Annotated in this window: 21 protein-coding genes and 1 riboswitch; of the genes, 7 read left to right on the plus strand and 14 right to left on the minus strand. The window is 69.9% G+C overall.

Going from position 1 to position 24,713, the window contains the following annotated elements:
• Positions 1 to 22 precede the first annotated feature (22 nt).
• Positions 23 to 106, plus strand: a riboswitch (ZMP/ZTP riboswitch).
• A 39-nt stretch (positions 107 to 145) separates the two neighbouring features.
• Positions 146 to 1,420, plus strand: coding sequence for a serine hydroxymethyltransferase (gene glyA, locus ABD197_RS04935; protein WP_344052190.1), 1,275 nt, complete (start codon positions 146 to 148; stop codon positions 1,418 to 1,420).
• A gap of 3 nt (positions 1,421 to 1,423) precedes the next feature.
• Positions 1,424 to 2,305, plus strand: coding sequence for a bifunctional methylenetetrahydrofolate dehydrogenase/methenyltetrahydrofolate cyclohydrolase (locus ABD197_RS04940; RefSeq protein ID WP_344052192.1), 882 nt, complete (start codon positions 1,424 to 1,426; stop codon positions 2,303 to 2,305).
• Positions 2,306 to 2,501: 196 nt separating this feature from the next.
• On the opposite strand, the gene ABD197_RS04945 is transcribed toward ABD197_RS04940, so the two are convergent.
• From ABD197_RS04945 to ABD197_RS04995, 11 genes are all read right to left on the minus strand, one after another.
• Positions 2,502 to 3,236, minus strand: a complete 735-nt coding sequence (locus tag ABD197_RS04945) for an amino acid ABC transporter ATP-binding protein (RefSeq protein WP_344052193.1) — start codon at positions 3,234 to 3,236, stop codon at positions 2,502 to 2,504.
• On the minus strand, positions 3,233 to 4,078 hold the full coding sequence (locus ABD197_RS04950; protein WP_344052195.1) for an amino acid ABC transporter permease: 846 nt from the start codon (positions 4,076 to 4,078) through the stop codon (positions 3,233 to 3,235). The genes ABD197_RS04945 and ABD197_RS04950 overlap by 4 nt, the downstream gene beginning before the upstream one ends.
• A 52-nt stretch (positions 4,079 to 4,130) precedes the next feature.
• The gene (locus tag ABD197_RS04955) at positions 4,131 to 4,985 is read right to left on the minus strand and encodes an ABC transporter substrate-binding protein (RefSeq protein WP_344052197.1); all 855 of its coding nucleotides are present in this window, start codon (positions 4,983 to 4,985) and stop codon (positions 4,131 to 4,133) included.
• 153 nt (positions 4,986 to 5,138) lie between these two features.
• Positions 5,139 to 5,702, minus strand: coding sequence for a hypothetical protein (locus tag ABD197_RS04960; RefSeq protein ID WP_344052199.1), 564 nt, complete (start codon positions 5,700 to 5,702; stop codon positions 5,139 to 5,141).
• Positions 5,703 to 5,747: 45 nt separating this feature from the next.
• Positions 5,748 to 6,545 carry a transglutaminase-like domain-containing protein gene (locus ABD197_RS04965; RefSeq protein ID WP_344052201.1) on the minus strand — a complete coding sequence of 266 codons (798 nt, stop codon included), beginning with the start codon at positions 6,543 to 6,545 and terminating at the stop codon, positions 5,748 to 5,750.
• 86 nt (positions 6,546 to 6,631) lie between these two features.
• Positions 6,632 to 7,435: an HpcH/HpaI aldolase family protein gene (locus ABD197_RS04970; RefSeq protein ID WP_344052203.1), complete on the minus strand. Its 804-nt coding sequence runs from the start codon at positions 7,433 to 7,435 to the stop codon at positions 6,632 to 6,634.
• Complete coding sequence (locus ABD197_RS04975; protein ID WP_344052205.1) at positions 7,420 to 8,205, minus strand: 2-keto-4-pentenoate hydratase; 786 nt, start codon at positions 8,203 to 8,205, stop codon at positions 7,420 to 7,422. The genes ABD197_RS04970 and ABD197_RS04975 overlap by 16 nt, the downstream gene beginning before the upstream one ends.
• Before the next feature lie 105 nt (positions 8,206 to 8,310).
• Complete coding sequence (gene hpaD, locus ABD197_RS04980; protein ID WP_344052207.1) at positions 8,311 to 9,465, minus strand: 3,4-dihydroxyphenylacetate 2,3-dioxygenase; 1,155 nt, start codon at positions 9,463 to 9,465, stop codon at positions 8,311 to 8,313.
• A gap of 84 nt (positions 9,466 to 9,549) precedes the next feature.
• Positions 9,550 to 11,073, minus strand: coding sequence for a 5-carboxymethyl-2-hydroxymuconate semialdehyde dehydrogenase (gene hpaE / locus ABD197_RS04985; protein WP_344052209.1), 1,524 nt, complete (start codon positions 11,071 to 11,073; stop codon positions 9,550 to 9,552).
• Between the two features lie 23 nt (positions 11,074 to 11,096).
• On the minus strand, positions 11,097 to 11,813 hold the full coding sequence (locus ABD197_RS04990) for a GntR family transcriptional regulator (RefSeq protein ID WP_344052211.1): 717 nt from the start codon (positions 11,811 to 11,813) through the stop codon (positions 11,097 to 11,099).
• Positions 11,795 to 13,339, minus strand: a complete 1,545-nt coding sequence (locus ABD197_RS04995; protein ID WP_344052213.1) for a fumarylacetoacetate hydrolase family protein — start codon at positions 13,337 to 13,339, stop codon at positions 11,795 to 11,797. The genes ABD197_RS04990 and ABD197_RS04995 overlap by 19 nt, the downstream gene beginning before the upstream one ends.
• Before the next feature lie 114 nt (positions 13,340 to 13,453).
• On the opposite strand from ABD197_RS04995, the gene ABD197_RS05000 reads away from it, so the two are divergent.
• On the plus strand, positions 13,454 to 14,833 hold the full coding sequence (locus ABD197_RS05000) for an MFS transporter (RefSeq protein ID WP_344052215.1): 1,380 nt from the start codon (positions 13,454 to 13,456) through the stop codon (positions 14,831 to 14,833).
• Between the two features lie 39 nt (positions 14,834 to 14,872).
• Here the strand turns inward: ABD197_RS05000 and ABD197_RS05005 are convergent, their stop codons facing one another.
• Together ABD197_RS05005 and ABD197_RS05010 are read right to left on the minus strand one after the other, a co-directional pair.
• Positions 14,873 to 16,525 carry a thiamine pyrophosphate-binding protein gene (locus ABD197_RS05005; RefSeq protein WP_344052217.1) on the minus strand — a complete coding sequence of 551 codons (1,653 nt, stop codon included), beginning with the start codon at positions 16,523 to 16,525 and terminating at the stop codon, positions 14,873 to 14,875.
• Between the two features lie 224 nt (positions 16,526 to 16,749).
• Positions 16,750 to 17,451: an IclR family transcriptional regulator gene (locus tag ABD197_RS05010; RefSeq protein ID WP_344052218.1), complete on the minus strand. Its 702-nt coding sequence runs from the start codon at positions 17,449 to 17,451 to the stop codon at positions 16,750 to 16,752.
• A 152-nt stretch (positions 17,452 to 17,603) separates the two neighbouring features.
• Between ABD197_RS05010 and ABD197_RS05015 the strand changes: the two genes are divergently transcribed.
• The 4 genes from ABD197_RS05015 to ABD197_RS05030 all read left to right on the plus strand — a co-directional run bounded on the left by ABD197_RS05015 (position 17,604) and on the right by ABD197_RS05030 (position 23,249).
• Positions 17,604 to 19,481, plus strand: coding sequence for an FAD-dependent monooxygenase (locus ABD197_RS05015; protein ID WP_344052219.1), 1,878 nt, complete (start codon positions 17,604 to 17,606; stop codon positions 19,479 to 19,481).
• A 108-nt stretch (positions 19,482 to 19,589) separates the two neighbouring features.
• Positions 19,590 to 21,074, plus strand: a complete 1,485-nt coding sequence (locus tag ABD197_RS05020; protein ID WP_344052221.1) for an NAD-dependent succinate-semialdehyde dehydrogenase — start codon at positions 19,590 to 19,592, stop codon at positions 21,072 to 21,074.
• An 84-nt stretch (positions 21,075 to 21,158) separates the two neighbouring features.
• Positions 21,159 to 22,238, plus strand: a complete 1,080-nt coding sequence (locus ABD197_RS05025; RefSeq protein WP_344052222.1) for a winged helix DNA-binding domain-containing protein — start codon at positions 21,159 to 21,161, stop codon at positions 22,236 to 22,238.
• A gap of 24 nt (positions 22,239 to 22,262) precedes the next feature.
• Positions 22,263 to 23,249, plus strand: a complete 987-nt coding sequence (locus tag ABD197_RS05030; RefSeq protein WP_344052224.1) for a DUF4436 family protein — start codon at positions 22,263 to 22,265, stop codon at positions 23,247 to 23,249.
• A 2-nt stretch (positions 23,250 to 23,251) separates the two neighbouring features.
• Here the strand turns inward: ABD197_RS05030 and ABD197_RS05035 are convergent, their stop codons facing one another.
• The gene (locus tag ABD197_RS05035) at positions 23,252 to 24,694 is read right to left on the minus strand and encodes a helix-turn-helix domain-containing protein (RefSeq protein WP_344052226.1); all 1,443 of its coding nucleotides are present in this window, start codon (positions 24,692 to 24,694) and stop codon (positions 23,252 to 23,254) included.
• Between the last annotated feature and the right edge of the window lie 19 nt (positions 24,695 to 24,713).

Here is a 24,713-nt window from a genome sequence, read left to right on the forward strand (position 1 = left end):
TCGGGCGTGCGATCGGATATGCTCGTCGTGTCGCGACTGGCGTTGAGGTGGGTCACCACCGGGGAGCGACCGACACGGCACTCGACCGTACGCCTGGGTCGATGCGGAACGTTCCCCTTCCTAGCCGTCGTCAAAGGAGCACGCCATGACCGACCAGTACTTCACCGCGCCGCTGAGCGAGGTCGACCCCGAGATCGCGCAGGTCCTCGACCGCGAGCTGCAGCGTCAGCGCGGCTACCTCGAGATGATCGCGTCCGAGAATTTCGTCCCCGTCTCGGTGCTGCAGTCGCAGGGCTCGGTCCTGACGAACAAGTACGCCGAGGGCTACCCGGGGCGCCGGTACTACGGCGGCTGCGAAGAGGTCGACGTCGCCGAGGAGCTCGCGATCGAGCGCGCCAAGTCGCTGTTCGGCGCCGAGTTCGCGAACGTCCAGCCGCACTCGGGTGCGACGGCCAACGCCGCCGTGCTGCACGCGATCGCCCGGCCGGGGGACACTCTGCTCGGTCTGGCCCTGGACCAGGGCGGTCACCTCACGCACGGCATGAAGATCAACTTCTCCGGTCGGCTGTACGACATCGTCGCGTACGGGGTCGACCCCGAGACGTCCGTCATCGACATGGACGAAGTGCGCCGGCTCGCGCTCGAGCACAAGCCGAAGGTCATCATCGCCGGGTGGTCGGCGTACCCGCGGCAGCTCGACTTCGCCGCGTTCCGTGCGATCGCCGACGAGGTGGGCGCGTACCTCTGGGTCGACATGGCGCACTTCGCCGGTCTCGTCGCCGGTGGCGTGCACCCGAGCCCTGTGCCGCACGCGCACGTGGTCTCCTCGACGGTGCACAAGACGATCGGCGGCCCCCGATCGGGCATCATCCTGACCAATGACGCCGATCTGGCGAAGAAGCTCAACACCGCCGTCTTCCCGGGTCAGCAGGGTGGCCCGCTCATGCACGTGATCGCCGCGAAGGCGACGGCGTTCAAGCTCGCCGCCACGCCGGAGTTCCGCGAGCGTCAGGAGCGGACGCTGCGCGGCGCGAAGATCCTCGCCGATCGCCTCATGCAGCCCGACGTCGCCGCCGCCGGCATCGCCGTGCGCTCGGGCGGCACCGATGTGCACCTCGTCCTCGTCGACCTCCGCGACGCCGCGATCGACGGCAAGCAGGCCGAAGACCTTCTGCACGACATCCACATCACGGTGAACCGCAACGCCGTCCCGAACGACCCGCGTCCGCCCATGGTGACGTCGGGTCTGCGGATCGGCACGCCGGCGCTCGCGACCCGTGGCTTCGGCGACGCGGAGTTCACCGAGGTGGCCGACGTGATCGCGCTCGCTCTGCTGCCGGATGCCGACACCGAGGCGCTGCGCGCGCGCGTCGCCGCGCTGACCGCTGCCTTCCCGCTGTACCCCGGCCTCGAGCAGTAGACCGTGACCGCACTCACCCTCGACGGTCGCGCAGCGGCGGCCGAGATCGCCGAAGAGCTGCGCGCGCGCGTGGCCGCGTTGAAGGAGCGCGGTGTCGTCCCGGGCATCGCCACGGTGCTGGTCGGGGCGGATCCCGCCTCGCAGCTGTACGTCGGGATGAAGCACCGGCAGTCCGAGGCGATCGGGATGAACTCGATCCAGCGCGAACTGCCCGCCGACGCCACGCAGGCCGAGGTCGAGGCGCTCATCGACGAGTTGAACGCCGACCCCGCGTGTCACGGGTACATCGTCCAGCTGCCGTTGCCGAAGCATCTCGACACCGACGCGGTGCTCGAACGCATCGATCCGGCGAAGGATGCCGACGGTCTGCATCCGACGAACCTCGGCCGGCTCGTCCTCAACGTGAACACCCCGATCACCTCGCCGCTGCCGTGCACGCCCCGCGGCGTGATCGAGCTGCTCGTGCGCAACGGCTACGACCTCGCGGGCAAGGACGTGGTGGTCGTGGGACGCGGCGTCACGATCGGTCGATCGATCGGGCTGCTGCTCACCCGCCGCGAGTACAACGCCACCGTGACGCTCACACATACCGGCACCGTCGATCTCGGCCGGCACCTGCGTCAGGCCGACGTGATCGTCGCCGCAGCCGGCGTCAAGCACATCGTTCGCGCGGAGGACGTGAAGCCCGGTGCCGCGGTGCTGGATGTCGGTGTGACGCGCGAGGTCGACCCGGCGACCGGCAAGAGCAAGGTGTACGGCGACGTGCACGCCGATGTCGCCGAGGTCGCGGGGTGGCTCTCACCGAATCCGGGTGGGGTCGGTCCGATGACGGTCGCACTCCTCATGACCAACGTGGTGGAGGCCGCCGAGCGCTCGCTCGACTGACCGCTCGCTTCCCGAGCGCTCGCTTCCCGCCGAGGTGGTGGCCCTTCCGCCGAGGTGGTGGCCCTTCCGCCGAAGTGGCGGGCACCATTTCGGCGGAAACGCACCATCTCGGCGGAGAACGCACCGTCTCGGCGGAGAACGCACCGTCTCGGCGCGAAACCCCACCGTCTCGGCGGGAATCTGAGCGGGGACCGGGTCAGGCGCGGAAGCGCGTCAGGAATTCCTGCGTCCGAGCCTCGCGCGGGTTGCCGAACACCTCGGCCGGCGGGCCCTGCTCGAGGATTCGTCCTTCGTCCAGGAACACGACGCGGTGAGCCACGTCGCGCGCGAACGCCATCTCGTGCGTCGCCATCAGGATCGTGGTGCCGTCCTGCGCGAGTTCGCGGACGAGCTCCAGCACTTCGCCGACGAGCTCGGGGTCCAGAGCCGACGTGATCTCGTCCAGCAGCAGGATCTCGGGGTCCGTCGCGATCGCCCGCACGATCGCCGCGCGCTGCTGCTGTCCACCCGAAAGCCGGTCGGGGTGATCCCGCGCCTTCTCGCCCAACCCCACGCGCTCGAGCAGCGCGAGCGCCCTGGTCTCGGCATCCTTCCGCGCTTCGCGGTGCACCACGCGCGACGCGAGCGTCACGTTGTCGAGCACCGACATGTGCGGGAACAGGTTGTAGCTCTGGAACACGACGCCGAAGCGCGCGCGCACGCGGTTCGCGTCAACCCGGGGGTCGGAGATGTCCTCGTCGCCGAGCGTGATCCGCCCGTCATCGATCGGCTCGAGCAGGCTCAGGCACCGCAGGAGCGTGGACTTGCCCGATCCGCTCGCACCGATCACCGCGACGACCTCGTGCGCGGCGAGGTCCACCGAGACCCCGCGCAGCACATCGCGCTCGCCGAAGGACTTCCAGAGGTCTTCGGCACGCAGCAGCGCGGTCACAGGATCGCTCCGGTCTGCTCACGCCGCCGCAGCCGCGCGGCGTACCAGTCGGTGAGGCGGATCGTGGGGATCGCGAGAAGCACGAACAGGATGCCGGCCACGAGGTACGGCGTGAAGTTGTAGGTCTGCGAGGCTTCGATCTTGGCCGCGAGCACGGCGTCGGCGATGCCGAGGATCGAGATGAGCCCCACGTCCTTCTGCATCGCGACGAAATCGTTCATCAGGGGCGGGGTGATCTTGCGCAGCGCCTGGGGGAGGACCACCCGGCGGAGCGTCTGGGTGTAGCCGAGGCCGAGCGCCCGCGCCGCGAGCCGCTGAGACGGGTGCACGGCTTCGATGCCCGCGCGGATCACCTCGGCCACGTATGCCGAGTACGTGAGCGTCACGGCCAGGGTGCCGAGCAGGATCAGCGGGATCCGCGTGTTGGTCAGGGTCGGGATGCCGAATCCGACGACATACAGGACGATGATGAACGGCAGTCCGCGGAAGATGTCGGTGTACGCCGCCGCGATCGCGCGCAGCGGCAGGAACACCGGACCCGGGAGCGTGCGCAGCACCGCGATCAGCAGCGCGACGATCGACACGGTGATCAGCGACAGCCCGAGCACCTGGAGGTTCACGAGGAACCCCTCCCAGACCCGCGGGAGCGATTCCCACGCGATCGTCGGGTTGAAGAACGCCTGCTGGACGGCGGCCCACCCCGGTGTCTGGATGACTGTGACCCACACGATGACCGCGAACGCGATCGTCGAGGCGACCGCGATCAGCACCGAGCGCTGCGACTGGCGCGCGCGGAAGGCCCGGCGTTCGAGCTCGAGCGCGCTCGGGGTGTGGGAGGTCACGGCACGACGGTACACGCCGCGGCGCGCACCGGACTCACGGGAGCCCCGGGCCTCACTGCAGCAGCGTGACGCCCTGGCCTGCGCCCAGCCACTCGTCGGTGATCTCGGCGAGCGTCCCGTTGTCGCGGAGGGTGTCGATCGCTGCCGAGACGCGCTCCGTGAGCGGCGAGTCCTTCGCCAGCACGACTCCCCATTCGTCGGCGACCCCGCCCGCGGGCAGTTCGCCCACGATGTAGGAGTTGTCGATGTAGAGCGCGGTCGCGAGGTACGCGGTCGGCAGGTCGATCACGAACGCGTCGAACTGCCCGGCGTTGAAAGCGGCGACGGCATCCTCGTTCGAGGCGTACAGAAGCGGGTCCACGTCCGGCTGGATGACCTCCTCGATCGTCTGCGCGCTCGTGGAGCCCGCCATCGCACCGAGGGTGAGGCCCTTGAGCCCGTCGATCGTGTCCACGCCGTCGGCCGCGCCGCCGTTGATCGCGACGACCGCCTGGCTGGCCGAGTAGTAGGGCGAGGAGAAGTCGACCGCCTGCTTGCGCTCGTCGGTGATCGTGTACTGCTGGATGTTGAAGTCGAAGTTCTTCGGTCCCGGCGCGATCGCGGCCTCGAAGCTCGTGCGCACCCACTCGACGTCTTCGGGCGCGAAGCCGAGCTCATCGGCGATCGCGTACGCGATCGCCGCTTCGAAACCCTCCCCGGAGGCGGGGTCGTCGTTCACAACGTAGGGCTCGTACGCGATGTCTCCGGTGGCGATCGTGAGCTTGCCGGGGGTGATGTACCCCTCGTCGGCCGACGCCGTGGTCTCCTCGCCCGACGGCGTACCACTCGCGGCGCAGCCGGTGAGGGCGAGGGCGGTGAGGGCGATGCCGGCCAGGGCGGCTCGCAGGGACGTGTGACGACGCGACATGGGTGCCTCCGGAGTTCGGGATGCGGCGCGCTCGTGCTGTCGGCGCGGCCGCAGCTTCCATCATGACCGGCGTCACGCGCGCGGGCCGCGTCCTGAGTCGCTCTGTTACGAGTTCTTCACATCCGGATGCCGCAACCGCCGCGCCGGGCCTGCTCAGCTCTTGCCGAGCTCGTCCAGCATGCGCCGCTGCTCCTCAGTCAGGCCGTCGTGCAGTTCACTCCGCGCGGCTGCGGACTCGCTCGCGCTGAGCGAGCCCGTGGCGGATGCCGAACCCGCGGCATCCGATTGCCCCGGCTTGCCGGTCGCGCGGTCGTAGAGCGCGCCCGCGTGGGCTTCGACCCGGTCATCGACCGCGTCGTAGATCGCCCATCCGATCAGGATGATGATCGGCGGCAGCACGTAGCCCCAGAACCAGCCGCCGACGCTCACGCTGGACAGCAGCACCGTGATCACCCAGACGATCAGCGCGACGAGGAACACCAGGACGCCCTGTACGACCTTCTCGCCGATCTTCGTGCGCTGGCCGGCCGAGCGCGACGCCATCTTCTGGAACAGGCCGTGGATGAGAGGCTTGATCCAGATCGTCAGTGCGGTGAGGATCACACCGGCCCAGAGCGCCGCCCAGCCGACGCGCGCCGGGGTGAACCAGCCGATGATCAGCAGCACGAGCACGGTGAAGACCAGAAGCGACAGGAACCGGACGACCCACTTCTTCATGCCCGCTACGTTGCCACGCGCGCGCGGCACGCGCCACCGCGGAGGTCAGTGCATCCGGACGAGCTGGTCCAGATCGTCGCCCGGGAGCTGGTCGACCACAGCGGTGACCTGCATGTCGACCAGGGTGATCCGACCCGAGACCGTCGTCAGGAACGCCGAGTCGGCGGCATCCCGGCCCGTCGCGATGCGCACGAGCGTGGACCGCGGGGCGAGCGTGGTCGCATCCACGACGCACCACGCCCCCTCCACCCACGCCTCGGCGACCGCGTGGAAATCCATCGGCGACAGACCGGGCGCGTAGACCGAGACCAGCCGCGCGGGGACGTTCAGCGCGCGCAGGAGCGCCACGGTCAGGTGCGCGTAGTCGCGGCACACGCCCTGACGGGCGAGCAGGGTGCGGATCGCGCCGTCGGTCGGAAGGCTCGAGCCGCTCACGTACGACAGGTGCGTGCCGACCCAGGACGAGACGGCGGCCAGAAGCTCGGCGGGGTCGGTGATCGTCCCGAACTCGGCGAACGCGGTCGGACCCAGCGCGTCGGACTCGGCGTAGCGGCTCGGCCGACGGTAGACGATGAGATCGGTCGCGTTCGCGACGGTGCCCGCCGCCTCGCCCTCGATCGACGCGTCGTACGAGGCGACCAGGCGGCCGACAGGGGAGGTCACGGTGTGCAGGCGCGTGCCGTGGGCGTCCGGGATCTGCTCGAAAGTGAGCGGCTCCCCGTCGAGCGTGAAGGAGACGTGCTCGGTCGTCGGCGTGTGGTGCCCGCTCACCGCCATCGAGAACACGAGTTCGGCGGGCTCGGTGACATCCAGCTCGATGCGGGCGGCGACGTCTCTCTTCATGACCCCAGGGTGGCACGCTCCGATGTCCGGCGCATTTCCGGACGCGGGCTTGACAGTGACGTGTGCCGCGCGAAAGCGGCGTGCGCTCAGTAAGAGGAGCGGGTGGGCGCCGGGTCGTCGGGGATGAACCGGGCAGCGAGGGCCTCCGAGCCGCGCGCGAGGAGCGACACGTCGGCGCCCACCAGGACGAAGGACGCGCCCGCGGCCAGGTACGCGTCCGCGATGTCGGGGTCGAACGCGTTCACACCGACCGGCTTGCCGGCGGAACGGACCGCCTCGAAGGTCCGCAGCACGGCCGCGCGGACATCGGGATGCGTCTGCTGCCCGAGCCGCCCCATCGACGCGGCGAGATCGGACGGCCCCACGAAGACGCCGTCCACCCCGTCGACCGCGGCGATCCCAGCGGCGGCATCCACTCCCGCGGACGTCTCGATCTGCACGAACAGCGAGACGTGCGCGTCGGCGTCCTCGAGATACCCGTCGACCCGGTTCCAGCGCGCCGACCGAGCGAGGGCGGAGCCCACGCCCCTCGTGCCGCGCGGAGGATAGCGCACGGCGGAGACCGCCTGCTCGGCATCCGCCACCGTCGACACCATCGGCACCAGGATGTTCTGCGCGCCGAGGTCGAGCACCTGCTTGATCGTGGAGACGTCGCCGATCGGCACCCGCACGACGGGCGTGATCGGGTATGCCGCGACGGCCTGGAGCTGCGCGAGGACCGATTCGAGCCCGTTGGGGGAGTGCTCCATGTCGATGAGCGTCCAGTCCATCCCGGATCCGGCGCAGATCTCGGCGACGAGCGGCGAGCCGGAGCACACCCAGATGCCGGCGAGGGGACGGGATGCCGCCGCCAGAGCGTCGCGGAAGGTCGGGCTCAGACGAAACGGCATTCGATCACTCCCATCTCGGCGAAGTCGCATCTGACGCTATCGCCCCGCTGCACCCACATCGGGCGGGTGAAGGATCCGGCGAGGATGATCTCGCCGGTCTCCAGTCGCGCACCGTGCTGGTAAAACTTGTTCGCGAGCCACGCGACGCCGGTGGCGGGGTGCCCGAGGACGCCGGCGGCGACACCGGTCTCCTCGACCTCGCCGTTGCGGCTGAGCACACCGGGGACCCAGCGCAGGTCGATCTCGTCCGGGCGCTTGCGCACATCGCCGAGCACCATCGCGCCGTAGGCGGCGTTGTCGGAGATCGTGTCGACGATCGTCCGGCCCTCGAGCTCGATGTGGGAGTTGAGGATCTCCAGCGCCGGCACCGCGTAGTCGATCGCGGCCAGGGCATCCTCGAGCGTGCAGTCCGGGCCTTCCAGCGGGTGCTTCAGGACGAACGCGAGCTCGACCTCGACGCGGACGTTCGAGAAGCGCTCGACGGGGATGTCGTCGCCCGTGCGGTAGACGGTGTCGTCAAACATGACACCGTAGTCGGGCTCGGTGATCCCGGTCGCCTGCTGCATGGCCTTGGAGGTCAGCCCGATCTTGCGGCCGACCAGCAGGCGACCCGACGCGATCATGCGGTCGCGCCAGACCCCCTGGATCGCGTACGAGTCCTCGACGGTCGCGTCCGGGTGGCGCGAGGTGATGCGCGGGATGAGCTCGTGCGTGCGGTCGGCTTCGGCGAGCTCCTCCGCGATCCGCGCGATCTGCTCGGGTGTCAGCATCGGTTCTCCTTCGTTTCGGTGAAAGCCTGGGGACGAATCGGCGTTCAGGGGCCCCTGAGGGGGCGATCAGGTCGGTCCGCCCCCGCGCTTTGACACGGGCGCGGGCTACAGCTGGTGGCCGAGCTTGTACTCGCCCTGCTTGTACTCCGGCATCGAGTCCTCGCCCGGGCGCGTGTACGAGAAGCCGTCGGCCCCGATCGTGACGGCCATCTCGGAGTCATCGGTGCGGGCGACCACCGGCTGCGGATTGCCGTCGAGGTCGAGCACGAGCGAGGCCTCGGTGTACCAGGACGGCACGACGGGGTTGCCCCACCAGTCGCGGCGCTGGTTGTCGTGCACGTCCCACGTGATCACCGGGTTGTCGGGGTCGCCGGTGTAGTAGTCCTGCGTGTAGATCTCCACGCGGTGCCCGTCGGGGTCGCGGAGGTACAGGTAGAACGCGTTAGAGACCCCGTGTCGGCCCGGGCCGCGCTCGATCGCGTCCGAGCGCCGGAGCGCGCCGAGCTTGTCGCAGATCGCGAGGATGTTGTGCTTCTCGTGCGTGGCGAACGCGACGTGGTGCATCCGCGGGCCGTCGCCCCCGGTCATCGCGGTGTCGTGCACGGTGGGCTTGCGACGCATCCACGCGGCGTAGACGGTGCCCTCGTCGTCCTGGATGTCCTCCGTCACCCGGAATCCGAGCGACTGCATGAAGTTCACCGACCGCGGCACGTCGGGGGTCACCTGGTTGAAGTGGTCCAGGCGTACGAGCTCTCCGGGGGTGTGCAGGTCGTAGCGCCATGACAGGCGCTCGACGTGCTCGGTCTGGAAGAAGAACTCGTACGGGAAGCCGAGCGGGTCGGTCACCCGCACCGCATCCCCGATGCCCTTGACGAAGCCCTCCGCACGACGTTCGACGCGGCATCCGAGCTCTTCGTAGAACGCGACAGCGCGGTCGAGGTCCGCGGGCGTGCGCACGCGGTACGAGAACGCCGCGACCGCTGCAACCGGCCCCTGGCGCAGGACCAGGTTGTGGTGGATGAACTCCTCGGTCGAACGCAGGTAGATCTCGCTGTCGTCCTCCTCCGTGACGTACAGGCCCAGCACGTCGACGTAGAAGACGCGGGATGCCGCCAGGTCGGTGACGACGAGCTCCATGTACGCGCACCGCAGGATGTCGGGCGCGGGCGCGGACGGCGTCGGGATCGGGTTGTCGGAGTGGATCGGCGCCTCCTGCGAGACGAAGAAGCCGGAGGAGGTCAGGGTCTTTGCGGTGTTCATGTCAGTGGGCGTCCTTGCTCTTTGGTGGTCGAGTGTCCAAGACTCGCCGTGAGTGCGGGCGGCTTCACGGCGCGTCTTGGACACTCAGCCGGGGTACTTGCCGAACGTGGGGTTGTGGGGCTCGCCGAGGGTGATGTGCACGGCCTGCTGGTCGGTGTAGAAGTCGATCGAGCGGTAGCCGCCCTCGTGTCCGAGTCCGGACGCCTTGACGCCGCCGAAAGGGGTGCGGAGGTCTCGGACGTTGTTGGAGTTCAGCCACACCATGCCCGCCTCGATCGCCTGGGCGAAGTTGTGCGCGCGGCGCAGGTCGCTCGTCCAGAGGTACGCGGCGAGCCCGTACTTCGTGTTGTTCGCGAGGGCCAGCGCCTCTTCTTCGGTGTCGAACGGCGTGATGGCGACGACGGGGCCGAAGATCTCCTCCTGGAAGATCCGCGCATCGGGTGCGACGTCGGCGAACACGGTGGGCGAGACGAAGTTCCCGGTCTCGAAACCCTCGGGGCGGCCGCCGCCGGCGACCAGGCGCCCCTCGGTCTTGCCGATCTCGACGTAGGACATGACCTTCGCGTAGTGCTCGGGGTGCACGAGCGCGCCGACTTCGGTGGCGGGGTCGTGCGGATAGCCGACCTTCACGCGCGACGCCTGCGCGGCGTAGCGCTCCACGAAATCGTCGTACACGTCACGTTGGACCAGGATGCGGCTCCCGGCGGTGCAGCGCTCGCCGTTGAGGGAGAACACCCCGAAGATCGTCGCGTCGATCGCGGCGTCGAGGTCGGCATCCGCGAACACGATCGCGGGGGACTTGCCGCCGAGCTCCATGGACAGACCCTTGAGGTACGGTGCGGCGTTGCCGAAGATGAGCTTCCCGGTCGAACTCTCGCCGGTGAACGAGATCAGGGGGACGTCGGGGTGCTTCACCAGCGCGTCTCCGGCATCCTCGCCGAGTCCGTTCACGAGGTTGAAGACGCCCTTCGGCAGCCCCGCCTCCTCGAAGATCCCGGCCCACAAGGAGGCGGAGAGGGGCGTGAACTCGGCGGGCTTCAGCACGACGGTGTTGCCGGTCGCCAGCGCAGGGCCGAGCTTCCACGACTCGAGCATGAACGGGGTGTTCCACGGGGTGATGAGCCCGGCGACGCCGATCGGCTTGCGGTTGACGTAGTTCAGCTGCTTGCCCGGCACTTTGTAGGCGTCGTCGGCCTGCGCGACGATCAGGTCGGCGAAGAACCGGAAGTTCTCGGCGGCGCGCCGCGCCTGCCCGAGGGCCTGCGTGATCGGCAGGCCCGAGTCGTACGACTCGAGTTCTGCCAGGCGGGCATCGCGCGACTCGACGATGTCGGCGATCCGGTGCAGCACGCGCGAGCGCTCGCGCGGGAGCATCCGCGGCCACGGGCCTTCGGTGAACGCACGCCGCGCGGCGGCGACCGCCAGGTCTATGTCGGCCTTCTTGCCGGCGGCCGCCTGCACGTACGTCTCGTTCGTGACGGGGTCGAGCACGTCGAAGGTATCGCCGTCCTGCGAGTCGACGAACCCGCCGTCGATGTAGTGCTGGATGCGGGCGGGCAGGCCCTCGGGCACGCGATGGGTCGCGGGTGCCGTGGCGGTGTCGGTCATGGTGCTCCCTGTGGTTCGGAGGGTCAGAAGTTGGGGAGGCCGAGGGCCTCGTCGGGATGTTCGTGCGTCAAGTACGCGTCGAGGGTGGCCGAGCGGTGGCGTCGCGCGGTCATCTCGATCTCGCCGAGCGGGGCGCCCTGCTCGATGAGAGTCACGATCTCGGCGTGCTCCCGCACCGACTCGGCGGCGCGCCCGGGTACGAAACTGAAGGTCGAGTCGCGGAGATTGCCCAGCCGTGCCCATTCGGCGTTCACGAGTTCGAGCAGGCGCGGGTTGGCGCACGGTGCGAACAGGATCGCGTGGAACTCGTGATTGAGCGCGGTGAACGATCGAGGATCGAAGTGGTCCAGCGTCTCGACCATGAGGTCGTTGACCTGTCGCGCGCGGCGGAGATCGTCTGCGGTCAGCCGGCGTGCGGCCAGAGCGGTGGCCGTGCCCTCGAGGAAGCTCAGGGTCTGCATGCTGAACCGATACGAAGCGTCGTCGACCATCGACACGTGCGCGCCGACGTTGCGCTCGAACGTCACGAGCCCCTCGGCTTCGAGCTGCCGGATCGCCTCGCGCACGGGCACGACGCTCATGTCGAGCTCTTTCGCGATCGAGCCCAGCACGAGCCGGTATCCGGGGGTGAAGTCCTGATTCGCGATGCGGCCTTTGATGAAGCGGTAGGCGCGCTGCGACTTGCTCTGCGCAGCACCCACGCCGGCGGCATCCATCGTCGTCAGTTCTTCCGGCGCCATGCGTCGTACCTCGCTCTCCACTCGGCGTTCATCGGGAACAGTCCGTCGACGGGGTGACCGGCGCGGACCTGTTGGGCGACGTAGGCGTCCTCGTCCTCCTGTGCCAGCGCCGCGTCGACGACCTCGTCGGCGAGGGCCGGCGGGATCACGATGACGCCGTCGCCGTCGCCCACGATGATGTCGCCCGGCTGGACGGTCGTGCCGCCGCATCCGATCGTGACATCGTGCTCCCACGGGACGTGCTTGCGTCCGAGGACGGCCGGGTGGGGTCCGGCGGAGAAGACGGGGATGCCGACCTCGGCGACCGTGTCGTAGTCGCGCACCCCGCCGTCGGTGACGATTCCCGCGGCGCCCCGGGCCTGCGCGCGCAGGGCGAGGACGTCGCCGAGGGTTCCGGAACCGGTCTCGCCGCGCGCCTCGATCACGATGACCTCACCCTCGCCGACGGCGTCGAACGCGCGCTTCTGCGCGTTGTAGCCGCCGCCGTGGCTCTGGAACAGGTCCTCGCGGCCGGGGACGAAGCGCAGGGTCTTGGCGGTGCCGACGATCTTGGTGCCGGGGTGCATCGGCCGCACCCCGTCGATCGTGACGTTGTTCAGCCCGCGCTTGCGCAGCTGGGCCGAGAGTCCGGCGACGGGCACGCGCAGGAGCTTCTCGCGCAGGTCCGGGGTCACGCCCGTTCCCGCCGGAACAGGCGTTTCGGCGGAGGCAGGCTCGGCAGTCGCGGATGCGCCTGTGTCGGCCGGAACTCCTGATCCGGAGAGCCCGGCGGCTTCGGGGGAGCCCCACGCCTCGGCGCGCTGCAGATCGTCGACGGCGGGAAGGGAACCCAGCGCCGGATCGAAGGATGCCGCGCCCTGGGTCACCGTGGTGCGCAGGCGCCCGGTGCTCGATCCGGAACCGGACACCTCCACCTCGACGACGTCGCCCGGGACGACGACCGAGGAGCCGGCCGGCGTTCCGGTGAGGATCACGTCGCCGGTCTCCAGCGTGAAGTGCTGCGACAGGTCCGCGACGAGCTGCGGGAGCGGGAAGATCAGGCCCGCGGTCGTATCGTCCTGCGCGAGCTCGCCGTTGACCCAGGTCCGCAGCCGAAGATCGCCGGGGTTGAGGGTGGCGGCATCCAGGAGGGAGGGGCCGATCGGGGTGAAGCCGTCGCCGCCCTTGGACCGCACGTTCGAACCCTTGTCGTTCGCCCGCAGGTCGTACAGGCCGAAGTCGTTCGATGCGGTGACCCAGGCGACGTGGTCCCAGGCGTCGGCGAGCGGGACCCGGCGGGCGGGCGTGCCGATCACGAGCGCGATCTCGCCCTCGAACGCGAGGAGCTCGGTTCCGGCCGGGCGCTCGATCGTCCCTCCGGATGCCGCCACGGAGCTCGACGGCTTGAAGAAGTAGGAGGGGGCGGCGGGTCGTCGGCCGCGCTGGTCGGCACGGGACGCGTAGCTCAGGTGGATCGCGATGATCTTGCCCGGCCGGGCCGGCAGCGCGCCGAAACCGTGGGGTGCGGCATCCGTTGAAAGTGTCATGAGCTCCCTCGCCCTTGCGTCGTATGTGAAATCGTATATGATCGGCTGCACCCCCGGCAAGCTCGTTCTCGACGAGATGCCAGACAGCGCAGTCGATCGACACTGGAGTCACACATGTCCATACGCACCCCGGACGGATTCACCCCGACCGGCACCATCGCCACCGCCGCGGACCGCCGCCGCGTGGTCTTCGCGACCGTCGTCGGCACCACCGTCGAGTGGTACGACTTCTTCATCTACGCCACGGCGGTCGGGCTCGTCTTCGGCCAGCTCTTCTTCGCGCCGCTCGGCGCGAACAGTGCGATCGTCGCCTTCGCCACGGTGGGCGTGAGCTTCCTCTTCCGCCCGCTCGGCGCCTTCCTCGCCGGCCACTTCGGCGACAAGTACGGCCGCAAGGTGGTGCTGATGTGGACCCTGATCCTGATGGGCGCCGCCACCGCGCTCATCGGCGTGCTCCCCACGTACGAGGCGATCGGCATCGCCGCGCCCATCCTGCTCGTCCTGCTCCGCATCCTCCAGGGCATCTCCGCCGGTGGCGAGTGGGGCGGTGCGGTGCTCATGGCCGTCGAGCACGCTCCGCGCACGCGCCGCGGCGCGTTCGGCGCGTCGCCGCAGATCGGCGTTCCGCTGGGACTCCTGCTGGCCTCGGGTGTCATGGCGCTCATGGCGATGATCGCCCCCGGCGACGCGTTCCTGGAGTGGGGCTGGCGCGTGCCGTTCCTGCTCAGCGTTGTTCTGATCCTCGTCGGGTACTACGTCCGCCGGCGCGTGGAGGAGAGCCCGGTCTTCGCCGAGCTCGCCGAGCGCAAGGAGAAGGCCAAGATGCCGATCATCACGCTCTTCCGCAAGCACCTGCTGCTCGTGATCATCGCCGCGCTCGTGTTCGCAGGCAACAACGCCGTGGGCTACATGACCACGGGCGGGTACATCCAGGGATACGCGACCAACCCCGACGGTCCGCTCGCGCTCGAGCGGGGTCCGGTGCTGTGGGCGGTCGCAGGGTCCGCGATCACCTGGCTGCTGTCCACGCTGGCCGCCGGCTTCATCTCGGACCGCATCGGTCGCCGCACGACGTACATCATCGGGTGGATCCTGCAGCTGGTCGGTGTCTTCACGCTCTTCCCGCTCGTGAACACCGGAGACATCGGCCTGCTGTTCGCGGGCCTCGCGATCCTCACGATCGGCCTGGGCTTCACCTACGGCCCCCAGGCGGCGCTGTACTCCGAGCTGTTCCCGGCATCCATCCGCTTCTCGGGAGTGTCGATCTCGTACGCGATCGGCGCGATCCTGGGTGGCGCGTTCGCGCCCACGATCGCGACCGCACTCGTGCAGGCGACCGGATCGACGATGTCGGTCACGTGGTACCTCGCGGGCATGACGGTGATCGGCCTGATCGCGACGCTTCTGCTGCGCGACCGGTCCGGCATCCCGCTCGGACCCGACCACGAGGACGAGCAGTCGGTCAGCCCGATCCGCGGTCTCGCGCGCGCCTGACGTGCATCCTCCTGAGCCCCGCGCCGATCGGTGCGGGGCTCAGGAGTTCACGCGGATGATCTCCTCCTGGTAGGGCGCGATCACGCGACCCGAGATGCGCAGGTCCAGCAGCAGGAACGGACGCTCGGATGCCGGCACTCGGGCCCACTCGGCGAGCCGGTCGAGGTCGGCGAGGGTGCGGACGACGACCCCTTCCGCGCCGAAGCCCCGCGCGACCTCGGCGAAATCGACCTGGGGGATGAGCATGGGTCCTTCGGCGAGCCCCTTGAGTCCGTAGAGGTTCACCTCGGCGCCGTAGGCCGCGTCGTTCCAGACGACCGCGAGGCCGCGGCCGGCGGCGGTCCGAACCGCCGACTCCAGGTCGGCGAGGGCCATGAGGCCTCCACCATCGCCCGTCGTCAGCACGATCGTGGCGTCCGGCCGCGCGCGGGCGGCGCCGGGAACGCTCGCGAAGCCCAGTCCGATCGACTGGAACGCCGTGCCGATCATCATCATCCGATCGGGTGAGGCGACCGGCCAGTACATGTTGGCCCAGCCGATGAAGTGCCCGCCGTCCGAGACGACCACCCGGTCCTCCGGGAGCAGCTCGCCGATCCGCCGTGCGGCCGATCGCGGGTCGAGCCGTCCGTCCGGCGCGAGCTCGTCCCCCGCGTCGTACGTCCGGGCGGATGCCGCGTCCACGCTCTCCCGCCAGCCGCTCGGTGCCGCGTCGATCGTGTCGAGCTCGTCGGCGATCGCGGCGGCGACGAGTCCGGCATCCCCGCGGATGTACGCGCCCACGTGCGGATGCGTCGCCGCGGGGGCCAGGTCGACCTGGATCACGCGGGTACCCGGGGCGAAGAGCGCCCCGAAACGCATCGTGAACTGGTTGAGGGAGGCGCCGAAGACGACGGCGACGTCGGCCTCGGCAATGAGCTGCATCGCCGTCTCTGCGCCGAAGCCGCCGGTCACGCCGAGGTCGAACTCGGCGCGCGGGAAAATGCCGCGGCCGAGCGCCGTGGAGGCGGTGAGGGCTCCGGTCGCGTCTGCGATGGCACCGAGGGCGGCGCCGGCGCCGGCGAGCCACGCGCCGCGGCCGGCGAGCAGCAGGGGGCGCTTCGCGGCGGCGAGTGCGGCGGCGGCATCGCGGATCGCCTGCGCGGCGAACGGCCCTGCGGGGGCGACGGGTGCGGGCAGGCGCGGAGCGGGCGGCTCGGGCGCCGGGCCCGCGTCGAGCGCAGCGACGTCGTAGGGGATCGCGAGCACGGTCGGCACCCGGTAGGTGAGGGCGTGCTCGATCGCGATGATCGTCGTGGCGGCGGCATCCGTCCGGCCCACCGTGTATGTGCGCGCGCCGACCGCCGAGGCGAGCGCGATCTGATCCACGCCCCAGGGCCGACGGCCCGACGTGGGTTCGTCGCCCACGACCAGGATGAGCGGGACATGCGCCTGCACCGCTTCGGCGAGCGCGGTGAGGGTGTTCGTGAACCCGGCACCGTACGTGGCGGTCGCGGCGGCGAGGCTCCCGCCCGCCCGGTGATACGCGTCGGCGGCGACGACGCCGCCGGCCTCGTGGCGGACGGCGGTGAAGCCGACCCGGGTGGACCGCTCGAGCGCGTCGAGGAAGTAGGCGTTGCCGTTGCCCATCACCCCGAAGACATGATCGATGTGACCGGAGAGAGCGGCGGCGACGTGCGCGGAGACGGTGGACATGACGGGACCTCGAGACGGGACGGAGGGAAAGGATCCGTATGTGTCTCGCGCGCCACGGGATCGGCGGCTGCGTGCCCATTTTCCGAGCACCGGCGGCTCGGAAGCGGCCGGACAGCTCGAGTATAGGGCCGTCGTGTTCCGGTCGTCGGAAGCCCGGCGCTCCTGGTGCCCACGCGTCGCCGTAGGCCTCATCGGTCACAACGGGTCCGACGACCGGACCAGTCTCAGCCGCCCAGCGAGGCGCGGATCACCGCCGCCGACCGCTCCAGTCGCGCAGCGATCGCGATGTCGGCGTTCGCGCTCGCGACGAACACGACGGCGACCGCCGCCACCTCGCGGCCGGGCAGCATCAGCGGTACGGCAACCGATCGCAGACTCGGGATCACCTCGTCGTGGCTCGTGGCGAAGCCGCGAGCGGCGGCCTCGGCCACCTCGGCGCGGAGCGCGGCCGACGCATCCGCCGGCAGCGCGTGGGGGAGTCCCGCGAGGATCGCCTTGCCGGGCGCGCCGACCGTGACCGGATGCCGCGTCCCCGGTCGCTGCGCGACCGAGGCGATGGCCCGCCGGGGTTCCACGCTCGTGAGCGTCACGCACTCGTCGTGGTCCAGTACAGCGAGGAAGCACGTCATGCCGAGTTCGTTGGCCACCGCGGTGAGTTCGGGGAGGGCCTCGGCCTGCAGGTCATGCGCCACGCCCGCGGCGAGCGCCGCCATCCGCGCGCCGAGGCTGATCCGACCGGCGACGTCGCGGCGGATCAGCCCGTGGCCCTCGAGCGTGCGCAGCAGCCGATAGGCGACCGAGCGATGCACCGCGAGACGCTTCGCGACCTCGTCGATCGAGAGCGGCTCGCCCGCGTCGGCGAGGATCTCGAGGATCCGGATGCCGCGACTGAGTGTCTGCGAGGGTGGAGCGGCGGTCTCCGGCATGACGTCGACTCCTTCGGTGTCCTTGTGCGACGGATGCCGAACATATACGATCTGTTCAACAGTGGAACGCCGTGTTCGAATATAGAACAAAGTGTGTCCTCTGCGCAAACGCCGTTCGCGGTGACCTCGACATCGCCGTCCGAGGAGGACACATGCAGTTCCACCACCACGGGTACGTCTCCGCCGACCCTCGGCTGCAGGATGCAGCCGGCACGGGCATCGATCGGCCCGCCGATCTGCCCGACGAGGTCGACGTGCTGATCGTCGGGTCCGGTCCCGCCGGCATGCTGCTCGCGGCGCAGATGTCGCAGTTCCTGGACGTCACGACGCGCATCATCGAGCGCCGGGACGGCCGCCTCGTGCTCGGTCAGGCGGACGGCATCCAGCCGCGCAGCGTCGAGACGTTCCAGGCGTTCGGGTTCGCCGAGCGGATCGTCGCCGAGGCGTACAACATCGCGTACATGAATTTCTGGGGGCCCGATCCCGAGAACCCGCGCAACATCATCCGCACCGCCCGGACCGAGGACTACGCGTTCAAGATCAGCGAGTTCCCCCACCTCATCGTGAATCAGGCGCGGGTGCTCGACTACTTCGCGGAGGCGGCGGCGCACGGTCCCGCCCGTATCGTCCCCGACTACGGCGTCGATTTCGTCGGCCTCACCGTGCACGAGCACGGGGAGTTCCCGGTCGAGGTGCGGGTGCGCGCAGGCGCCGTCGAGCGCACCGTGCGCGCCAAGTACGTCGTCGGCAGCGACGGTGCGCGCAGCGGTGTCCGCGAGGCGATCGGCCGCAAGCATGTGGGCGCCTTCGCCGCACACGCGTGGGGGGTCATGGACGTGCTCGTCAACACGGACTTCCCCGACTGGCGCACGAAGTGTGCGATCAACTCCGAGGCCGGCAACATCCTGCACATCCCGCGCGAGGGCGGTTACCTGAGCCGCATGTACATCGACCTCGGCGAAGTCGCCGCGGACGACGATCACCGCGTGCGGCGGACGCCGGTCGAAGAGGTCATCCGCCGCGCGAACGAGATCCTGCACCCGTACTCGATCGACGTGAAGCAGGTCGCGTGGAGCAGCGTCTACGAAGTCGGCCACCGCGTGACGGATCACTTCGACGACGCCGCCGACGAAGACGGTCGCGAGCCGCGCGTGTTCCTCACCGGCGACGCCTGCCACACCCACAGCGCCAAGGCGGGACAGGGCATGAACGTCTCGATGCAGGACGGCTTCAACCTGGGCTGGAAGCTCGGACACGTGCTCACCGGGCTCGCGCCCGCGTCGCTCCTGTCGACGTACTCGGCAGAGCGCCAGCCCGTCGCGCAGCAGCTGATCGACTTCGACCGCGAGTGGTCCTCGCTCATGGCCCGCAAGCCCGAGGAGATCTCCGATCCGACCGAGCTCGCGACGTTCTACCTGGGCACGGCGGAGTTCCCGTCGGGCTTCATGACGCAGTACGGTCCGTCCTCGATCGTGACGGATGCCGCCCACCAGGCGCTCGCCGCCGGCTTCCCCGTCGGCAAGCGTTTCAAGAGCGTCGAGGTCGTCCGGGTGTGCGACGGCAACGTCGTGCACCTCGGCCACCACGCGAGAGCGGATGGCCGGTGGCGCGTCTACGCGTTCGCGCCGGCCGGTGACCCGGCGGGGCTGCACGAGTGGGCCGACGCGGTCGTAACGACTATCGCCCGGTTCACTCCCGACGGCGCCGACGTCGACGCCGTGTTCGACGTGAAGGCGATCTACCGGCATCCGTTCGAGGAGATCGACATCACGCGGGTGCCCGCACTGTTCCTCCCGCGCACCGGGCCCCTCGAGCTGACGGACTGGGAGAAGGTGTACGCCGCCGGACCGAGCGCCTGGACGGATGCCGACATCTTCGCCGAGCGCGAGCTGTCCGATGACGGAGTGGTCGTCGTCGTCCGACCGGATCAGTACGTCGCGGGTGTCTTCCCGCTTGCCGCGACCGAGGAGCTCGCCGCGTTCTTCGCGTCCGCCCTCCTGCCGCAGGTCGCGACGGCGTCCGCGCACTGACCGTCCGTGTCGGACAAGGAGCACCCGAACGCTGTACGACGCGTACATCGTCCTGGTGCCCGCACCTGACCAGAATGACAAGTGAACCCTGAGCACGAAGGAGCCCCGATGACCGAGAACCGCGAGTCCGCCCTGTTGGCTGACGTCCCCGACGGCCTGTTCATCGGCGGCGAATGGCGTGCCGCGACCGAGGGCAAGCAATTGCGTGTGTTCGACCCGGCGACCGGCCGCGTCGTGAAGACGATCGCCGACGCGTCGCCGGAGGACGGCAAGGCCGCGATGGATGCCGCCGTCGAGGCCTTCCCCGCGTGGGCGAAGACCCCGGCACGGGAGCGCGCCGAGATCCTGCGTCGCGCGTTCGACCTGCTGCAGGAGCGCAAGGAGGACTTCGCGCTCCTCATGACGATCGAGATGGGCAAGCCCCTGGCCGAAGCGCGCGGCGAGGTCGGCTACGGCGGTGAGTTCCTGCGTTGGTTCAGCGAAGAGACCGCGCGCATCCAGGGCCGCTACGGAGCGAACCCCGAGGGCACCGGCCGCATGATCGTGTCGCAGCATCCGGTCGGCCCCTGCTTCCTGATCACCCCGTGGAACTTCCCGCTCGCGATGGCGACCCGCAAGATCGCGCCCGCGCTCGCCGCGGGATGCACGGTCGTCATCAAGCCCGCCGAGCTCACCCCGCTCACCACCCTGTACTTCGCGAAGCTTCTGGAGGACGCGGGCCTGCCCAAGGGTGTCGTGAACGTCTTCACGACGTCGACCTCCGGCGCGGTCTCCGAGCCGATCATCCGCGACCCGCGGCTGCGCAAGCTCTCCTTCACCGGCTCGACCGGAGTCGGACAGCGTCTGCTCGAGCAGGCGTCGCAGGGCGTTCTGCGCACCTCGATGGAGCTCGGTGGCAACGCGCCGTTCGTGGTGTTCGAGGACGCGGATCTCGACAAGGCGGTCGACGGGGCGATCCTGGCGAAGTTCCGCAACATCGGGCAGGCCTGCACGGCGGCCAACCGCTTCATCGTGCACCGTGCTGTGGCCGACGAGTTCGCCCGCCGCGTCACCGAGCGCGTGAAGGCGTTCAAGATGGGCCGCGGCACCGAGGACGGCGTCGTGATCGGCCCGCTCATCGATGACCGGGCGGTCGCGAAGGCCGAAGAGCTCGTGGGAGACGCCGTCGAGCGCGGCGCGCAGCTCCTCACCGGCGGTCAGCGCGGCGTGATCGACGGTCTCGGCGACGGCACGTTCTACGAGGCCACCGTCCTCACCGACGTCGCGGCCGGCAGCGACATCCTCCGCGAGGAGATCTTCGGCCCCGTCCTGGCGATCGTCCCGTTCGACACGGAGGACGAAGCCGTCGCGATCGCGAACGACACCGAATACGGGCTCGTCTCCTACGTCTTCACCGAGTCGCTCTCGCGCGGGCAGCGCATGATCGACAAGCTCGAGACCGGCATGATGGGCCTGAACGTGGGCGTCGTCTCCAACGCCGCAGCCCCCTTCGGCGGTTGGAAGATGTCGGGCCTCGGCCGGGAGGGCGGCGCCGAGGGAATCCACGAGTACCTGCAGACGAAGTACACGCTCACGGCCAATCCGTACGCCTGACACCGGACGACAAAGGGCGGATGCCGCGGCATCCGCCCTTCGTCATACACCGCGCATGTGCCCTGTGCGGAGGAGACTGAGCTCATGCGGCAGCGCGAGATGATCGAGCGGCGGCTGCGCTCGCACCGGCTGAGCGCGCCGGCCCCGACCGTCGCGGAGGCGGCCGCGCACATGCTCGCGACACAGGGGCAGGAGTTCTGGGGTGGCCGCTGGGCGCTGGCGGTCCGCACACGCGGCACGCCCGCGCTGAGCGGCGTCGACGCGGCCTTCGACCGGGGCGAGATCGTCCGCTCCTGGACGATGCGCGGGACGATCCACATCATCCCGGCGCGCGACCTCGCCTGGGTGCTGTCCCTGACCGCCGAGCGGCAGAGTCGAGGCGCCGCCGCCGTGCACCGCCGAGAGGGGATCGATGCCGACGTCCTGGCGCGTGCTGAGCGGGTGACGCGCGCGGCACTCGCCGGCGGCGGGCGCCTGACACGGGCCGAGCTGTTCGGCGTGCTCGAAGGCGGTGGAGTGTCGACGGTGGGGCAGCGGGGGTATCACGTGCTCGTCGCGCTGTCTCTGCGCGGGGTCGTGTGCCAAGGCCCCGTGGTGCCGCGTGAGGGGGGACCGTCGCGCGAGCAGTACCTCGTGCGCACGGACGAATGGATCGTCGAGTCCGCGAGCCCTGCCGACCCGTTCGCGGAGTTCTTCGCGCGCTACGTGGCCTCGCACGGGCCCGCCGGCGCGCGGGACTTCGCGTGGTGGTCGGGTCTGCCGCTCGGCGTGGCGCGGGCCGCCGCGGGGGCGGCATCCGATCGGCTCGTCGAGATCGACGCCGACCCCGAACCTGTGTGGATCGCTGCGGGCCCGGCGCCCCGCCGACTCACCACCGTGCCCGACGTCCTCGCCCTGCCGCCGTTCGAGGAGTACTACCTGTCGTACGCCGACCGATCGGTGCCGTGCGCGTCGGAGTTCCTCGCCCGTATCGGTCCGGGGATGAACGGCATCGTGCGCCCGATCCTGGTGTCCCGCGGCGAGATCGTCGGTGTCTGGACGCACTCGGTCGCGGTGGGATGGCACGCCGAGCACCCGCTGCCGGAGCTCTTCGTTCCCGATGCGGCGACGGATGCCGAGATCTCGGGCGCACTCGAGCGTTATCGCGACTTCATCACCGGCTGAGCGGCGGCGTGCCACACTGGCTCCGTGAACAGGCGGTCGGTGCCCGGCGGGCGTGCCCTCGTGATCGTGATCGTGGCCGCGTTCGCCGTGCTCTACGGCGTGGTGGTCGCGCTGTACGCCTGGCACGAGCGCAACACCACGGTCGAGGGGTGCAACGGAGAGGCGCCGGCCGACGCCGTCCTGATCAAGCTGACGCCTGAATCCGTGAACGCGTCGACCGATCGGATCGTCACGAACCTCGAGGTGCTGTCTTTCGGGCCGATCGGCGCCGATGAGACGGGCCTGCTCACCGAACCCCTCACGGTGCTCGTGAGCGACACGGACGGTCCGCGGACCTTCACGATCGCGCAGGACGAGATCCCCTCACCGCAGTCCGTGAACTTCATCACGACGGGCTTCATCGAGCAGTGGCCGTTCGACGCGCACACCGTCGACATCGCCGTCGTGTCCTCGCGCGAGGTGGACGGGGTCGGGGAGGTCATTCCGACCGTCCTCTGCGGATCGGCCCACGTTCCGGGCTGGGACTTCTCCTCGCAGGAGGTCGCCGGCACGAACGAGATCGTCATCGACGGTCAGCCGGTGACGCAGGTGCGGATCACCGCCACCCGCTCCGGCGCCACGATCGCGTTCGGAATCGTGATCCTCGTGCTCATGACGGTGCTGCCCGTGATCGGCCTCACGGTCGCGATCGTGGCGTACCGCGGTCTCCGCAAGGTGGAGGCCACCCTGATGAGCTGGCTGGCGGCGATGCTCTTCGCCACGATCCCGCTGCGCACGTTCCTTCCCGGGTCACCGCCGATCGGCTCGTGGGTGGACTACCTCGTCGTGCTCTGGGTGGTCGCGGGTCTGGTGCTGGCCCTCGTCATCTACGTGCGCGCGTGGCTGCGCTGGAGCACACCGGGCGCACGCGCGTCCGTGGACGGCGCCGGGGCGGTGGCGGTCGCGATCGCTGCGGCGCCGGCCGCAGACGCCGTCGACTCGTCGACCTCGGGCGACGGCGCCGCCGACTGAGCTCAGCCTCCCGCGTGCCGGTCGAGGAACGCGTAGACCTCGTTGTCGTCGACCCCGGGGAAGGCACCGCGGGGGAGCGGCGAGAACATCTGCATGTGCACGCGGGCGCTCGGCCACGCCTTGCCCTGCCATCGCTCGGTGACCTCGGTCGGAGGGCGGCGGCAGCAGGATTCATCGGGGCACGTCGAGGTGGCGCGTTTCTGGGTCTCGCGGCCGCGGAACCACTTCGCGTCGTCGAACGGCACGCCGACGGTGATCGAGAACTCGCCGTCCTTCGTCGATCCGGTCTGCGTCGAGCACCAGAACGTGCCCGCCGGGGTATCGGTGTACTGGTAGTGCTCCGTCGTGCGGTTCTGCTCCTCGAACGCGGAGCGGGCGAGGAACCGGCGGCACAGGATCTGACCCTCCACCGAGCCGGTCACGTCGTGCGGCACCGGAAGGTCGTCGTTCTCGTACACGCGGGAGATCGCCCCCGAGCCGTCCGCTCGCAGGAAGTGCAGTCGGATCCCGAGGTGCGTCGTGAGCAGGTTCGTCATCCGCATCGCCGCCGCCTCGTGCGTGACGCCGAACGCGTCGCGGAAGTCCTCCACGGCGAGGTTGCGGTCGCGCTTGGCCTGGCTCAGGAAGGCGACGGATGCCGCTTCGGGCATGAGCGCGCACGCTGCGAAGTAGTTGATCTCGAGCCGCTGCATCAGGAAATCGGCGTAGTCGGTCGGACGCTGATGTCCGAGGAGTCGATGAGCCATGGCCTGGAGCGCCATCGATCGCAGGCCATGGCCGCCCGGAATCGACGCGGGAGGCAGGTAGATGCGGCCGTGCTCGAGGTCGGTGACCGAGCGAGCCGAATGCGGCAGGTCGTTCACATAGATCAGTTCGAATCCCAGCTGCTGGGCCATGACGCTCACCGTGCGGTGCGTGAGCGCCCCCGACACGTGACCCGCGGCCTTGAGCTGCTTCTCGGCGAGCTGCTCGATCTCGGGGAGGTAGTTGTCGGCATCCCGCATGCGCAGCCGAAGTTCGGTGTTCGCGCGCCTGGCCTCCTCGGGTGTCGCGATCGCTTCGCGCTCGCGGCGCTGCAGTTCGCGATGCAGGCCCAGAATCGATTCGATCGTCTCGTCGGGGATGCCCTTCGTGACGCGCACGGGCGGGACGCCGAGCTGGCGGAACACCGAACTCGCCTGCGCGCGCTCGAGCTCGATCTCCAGCGCGGCCCGGCGGTTCGGAGGCTCCGGGGAGAGCAGCTCGGTGACCTCGACCCCGGTCGCGGTCGCGATCGCCTGCAGCAGCGAGAGCTTCGGCTCGCGCTTGCCGTTCTCGATCAGGCTGAGCTGGCTCCCCGCGACACCGACCTGCTCGCCCAGCTCGTCCAGGGTGAGGCCGTGCGCCACACGCTGATGACGGATGCGGTGGCCGAGGGTGGACAGCTCGATCGAGGTGGGCGCCATTCTTTGATGCTAGCGAAAG

It is taken from the genome of Microbacterium lacus (genome assembly GCF_039531105.1).
GTDB lineage: Bacteria > Actinomycetota > Actinomycetes > Actinomycetales > Microbacteriaceae > Microbacterium > Microbacterium lacus.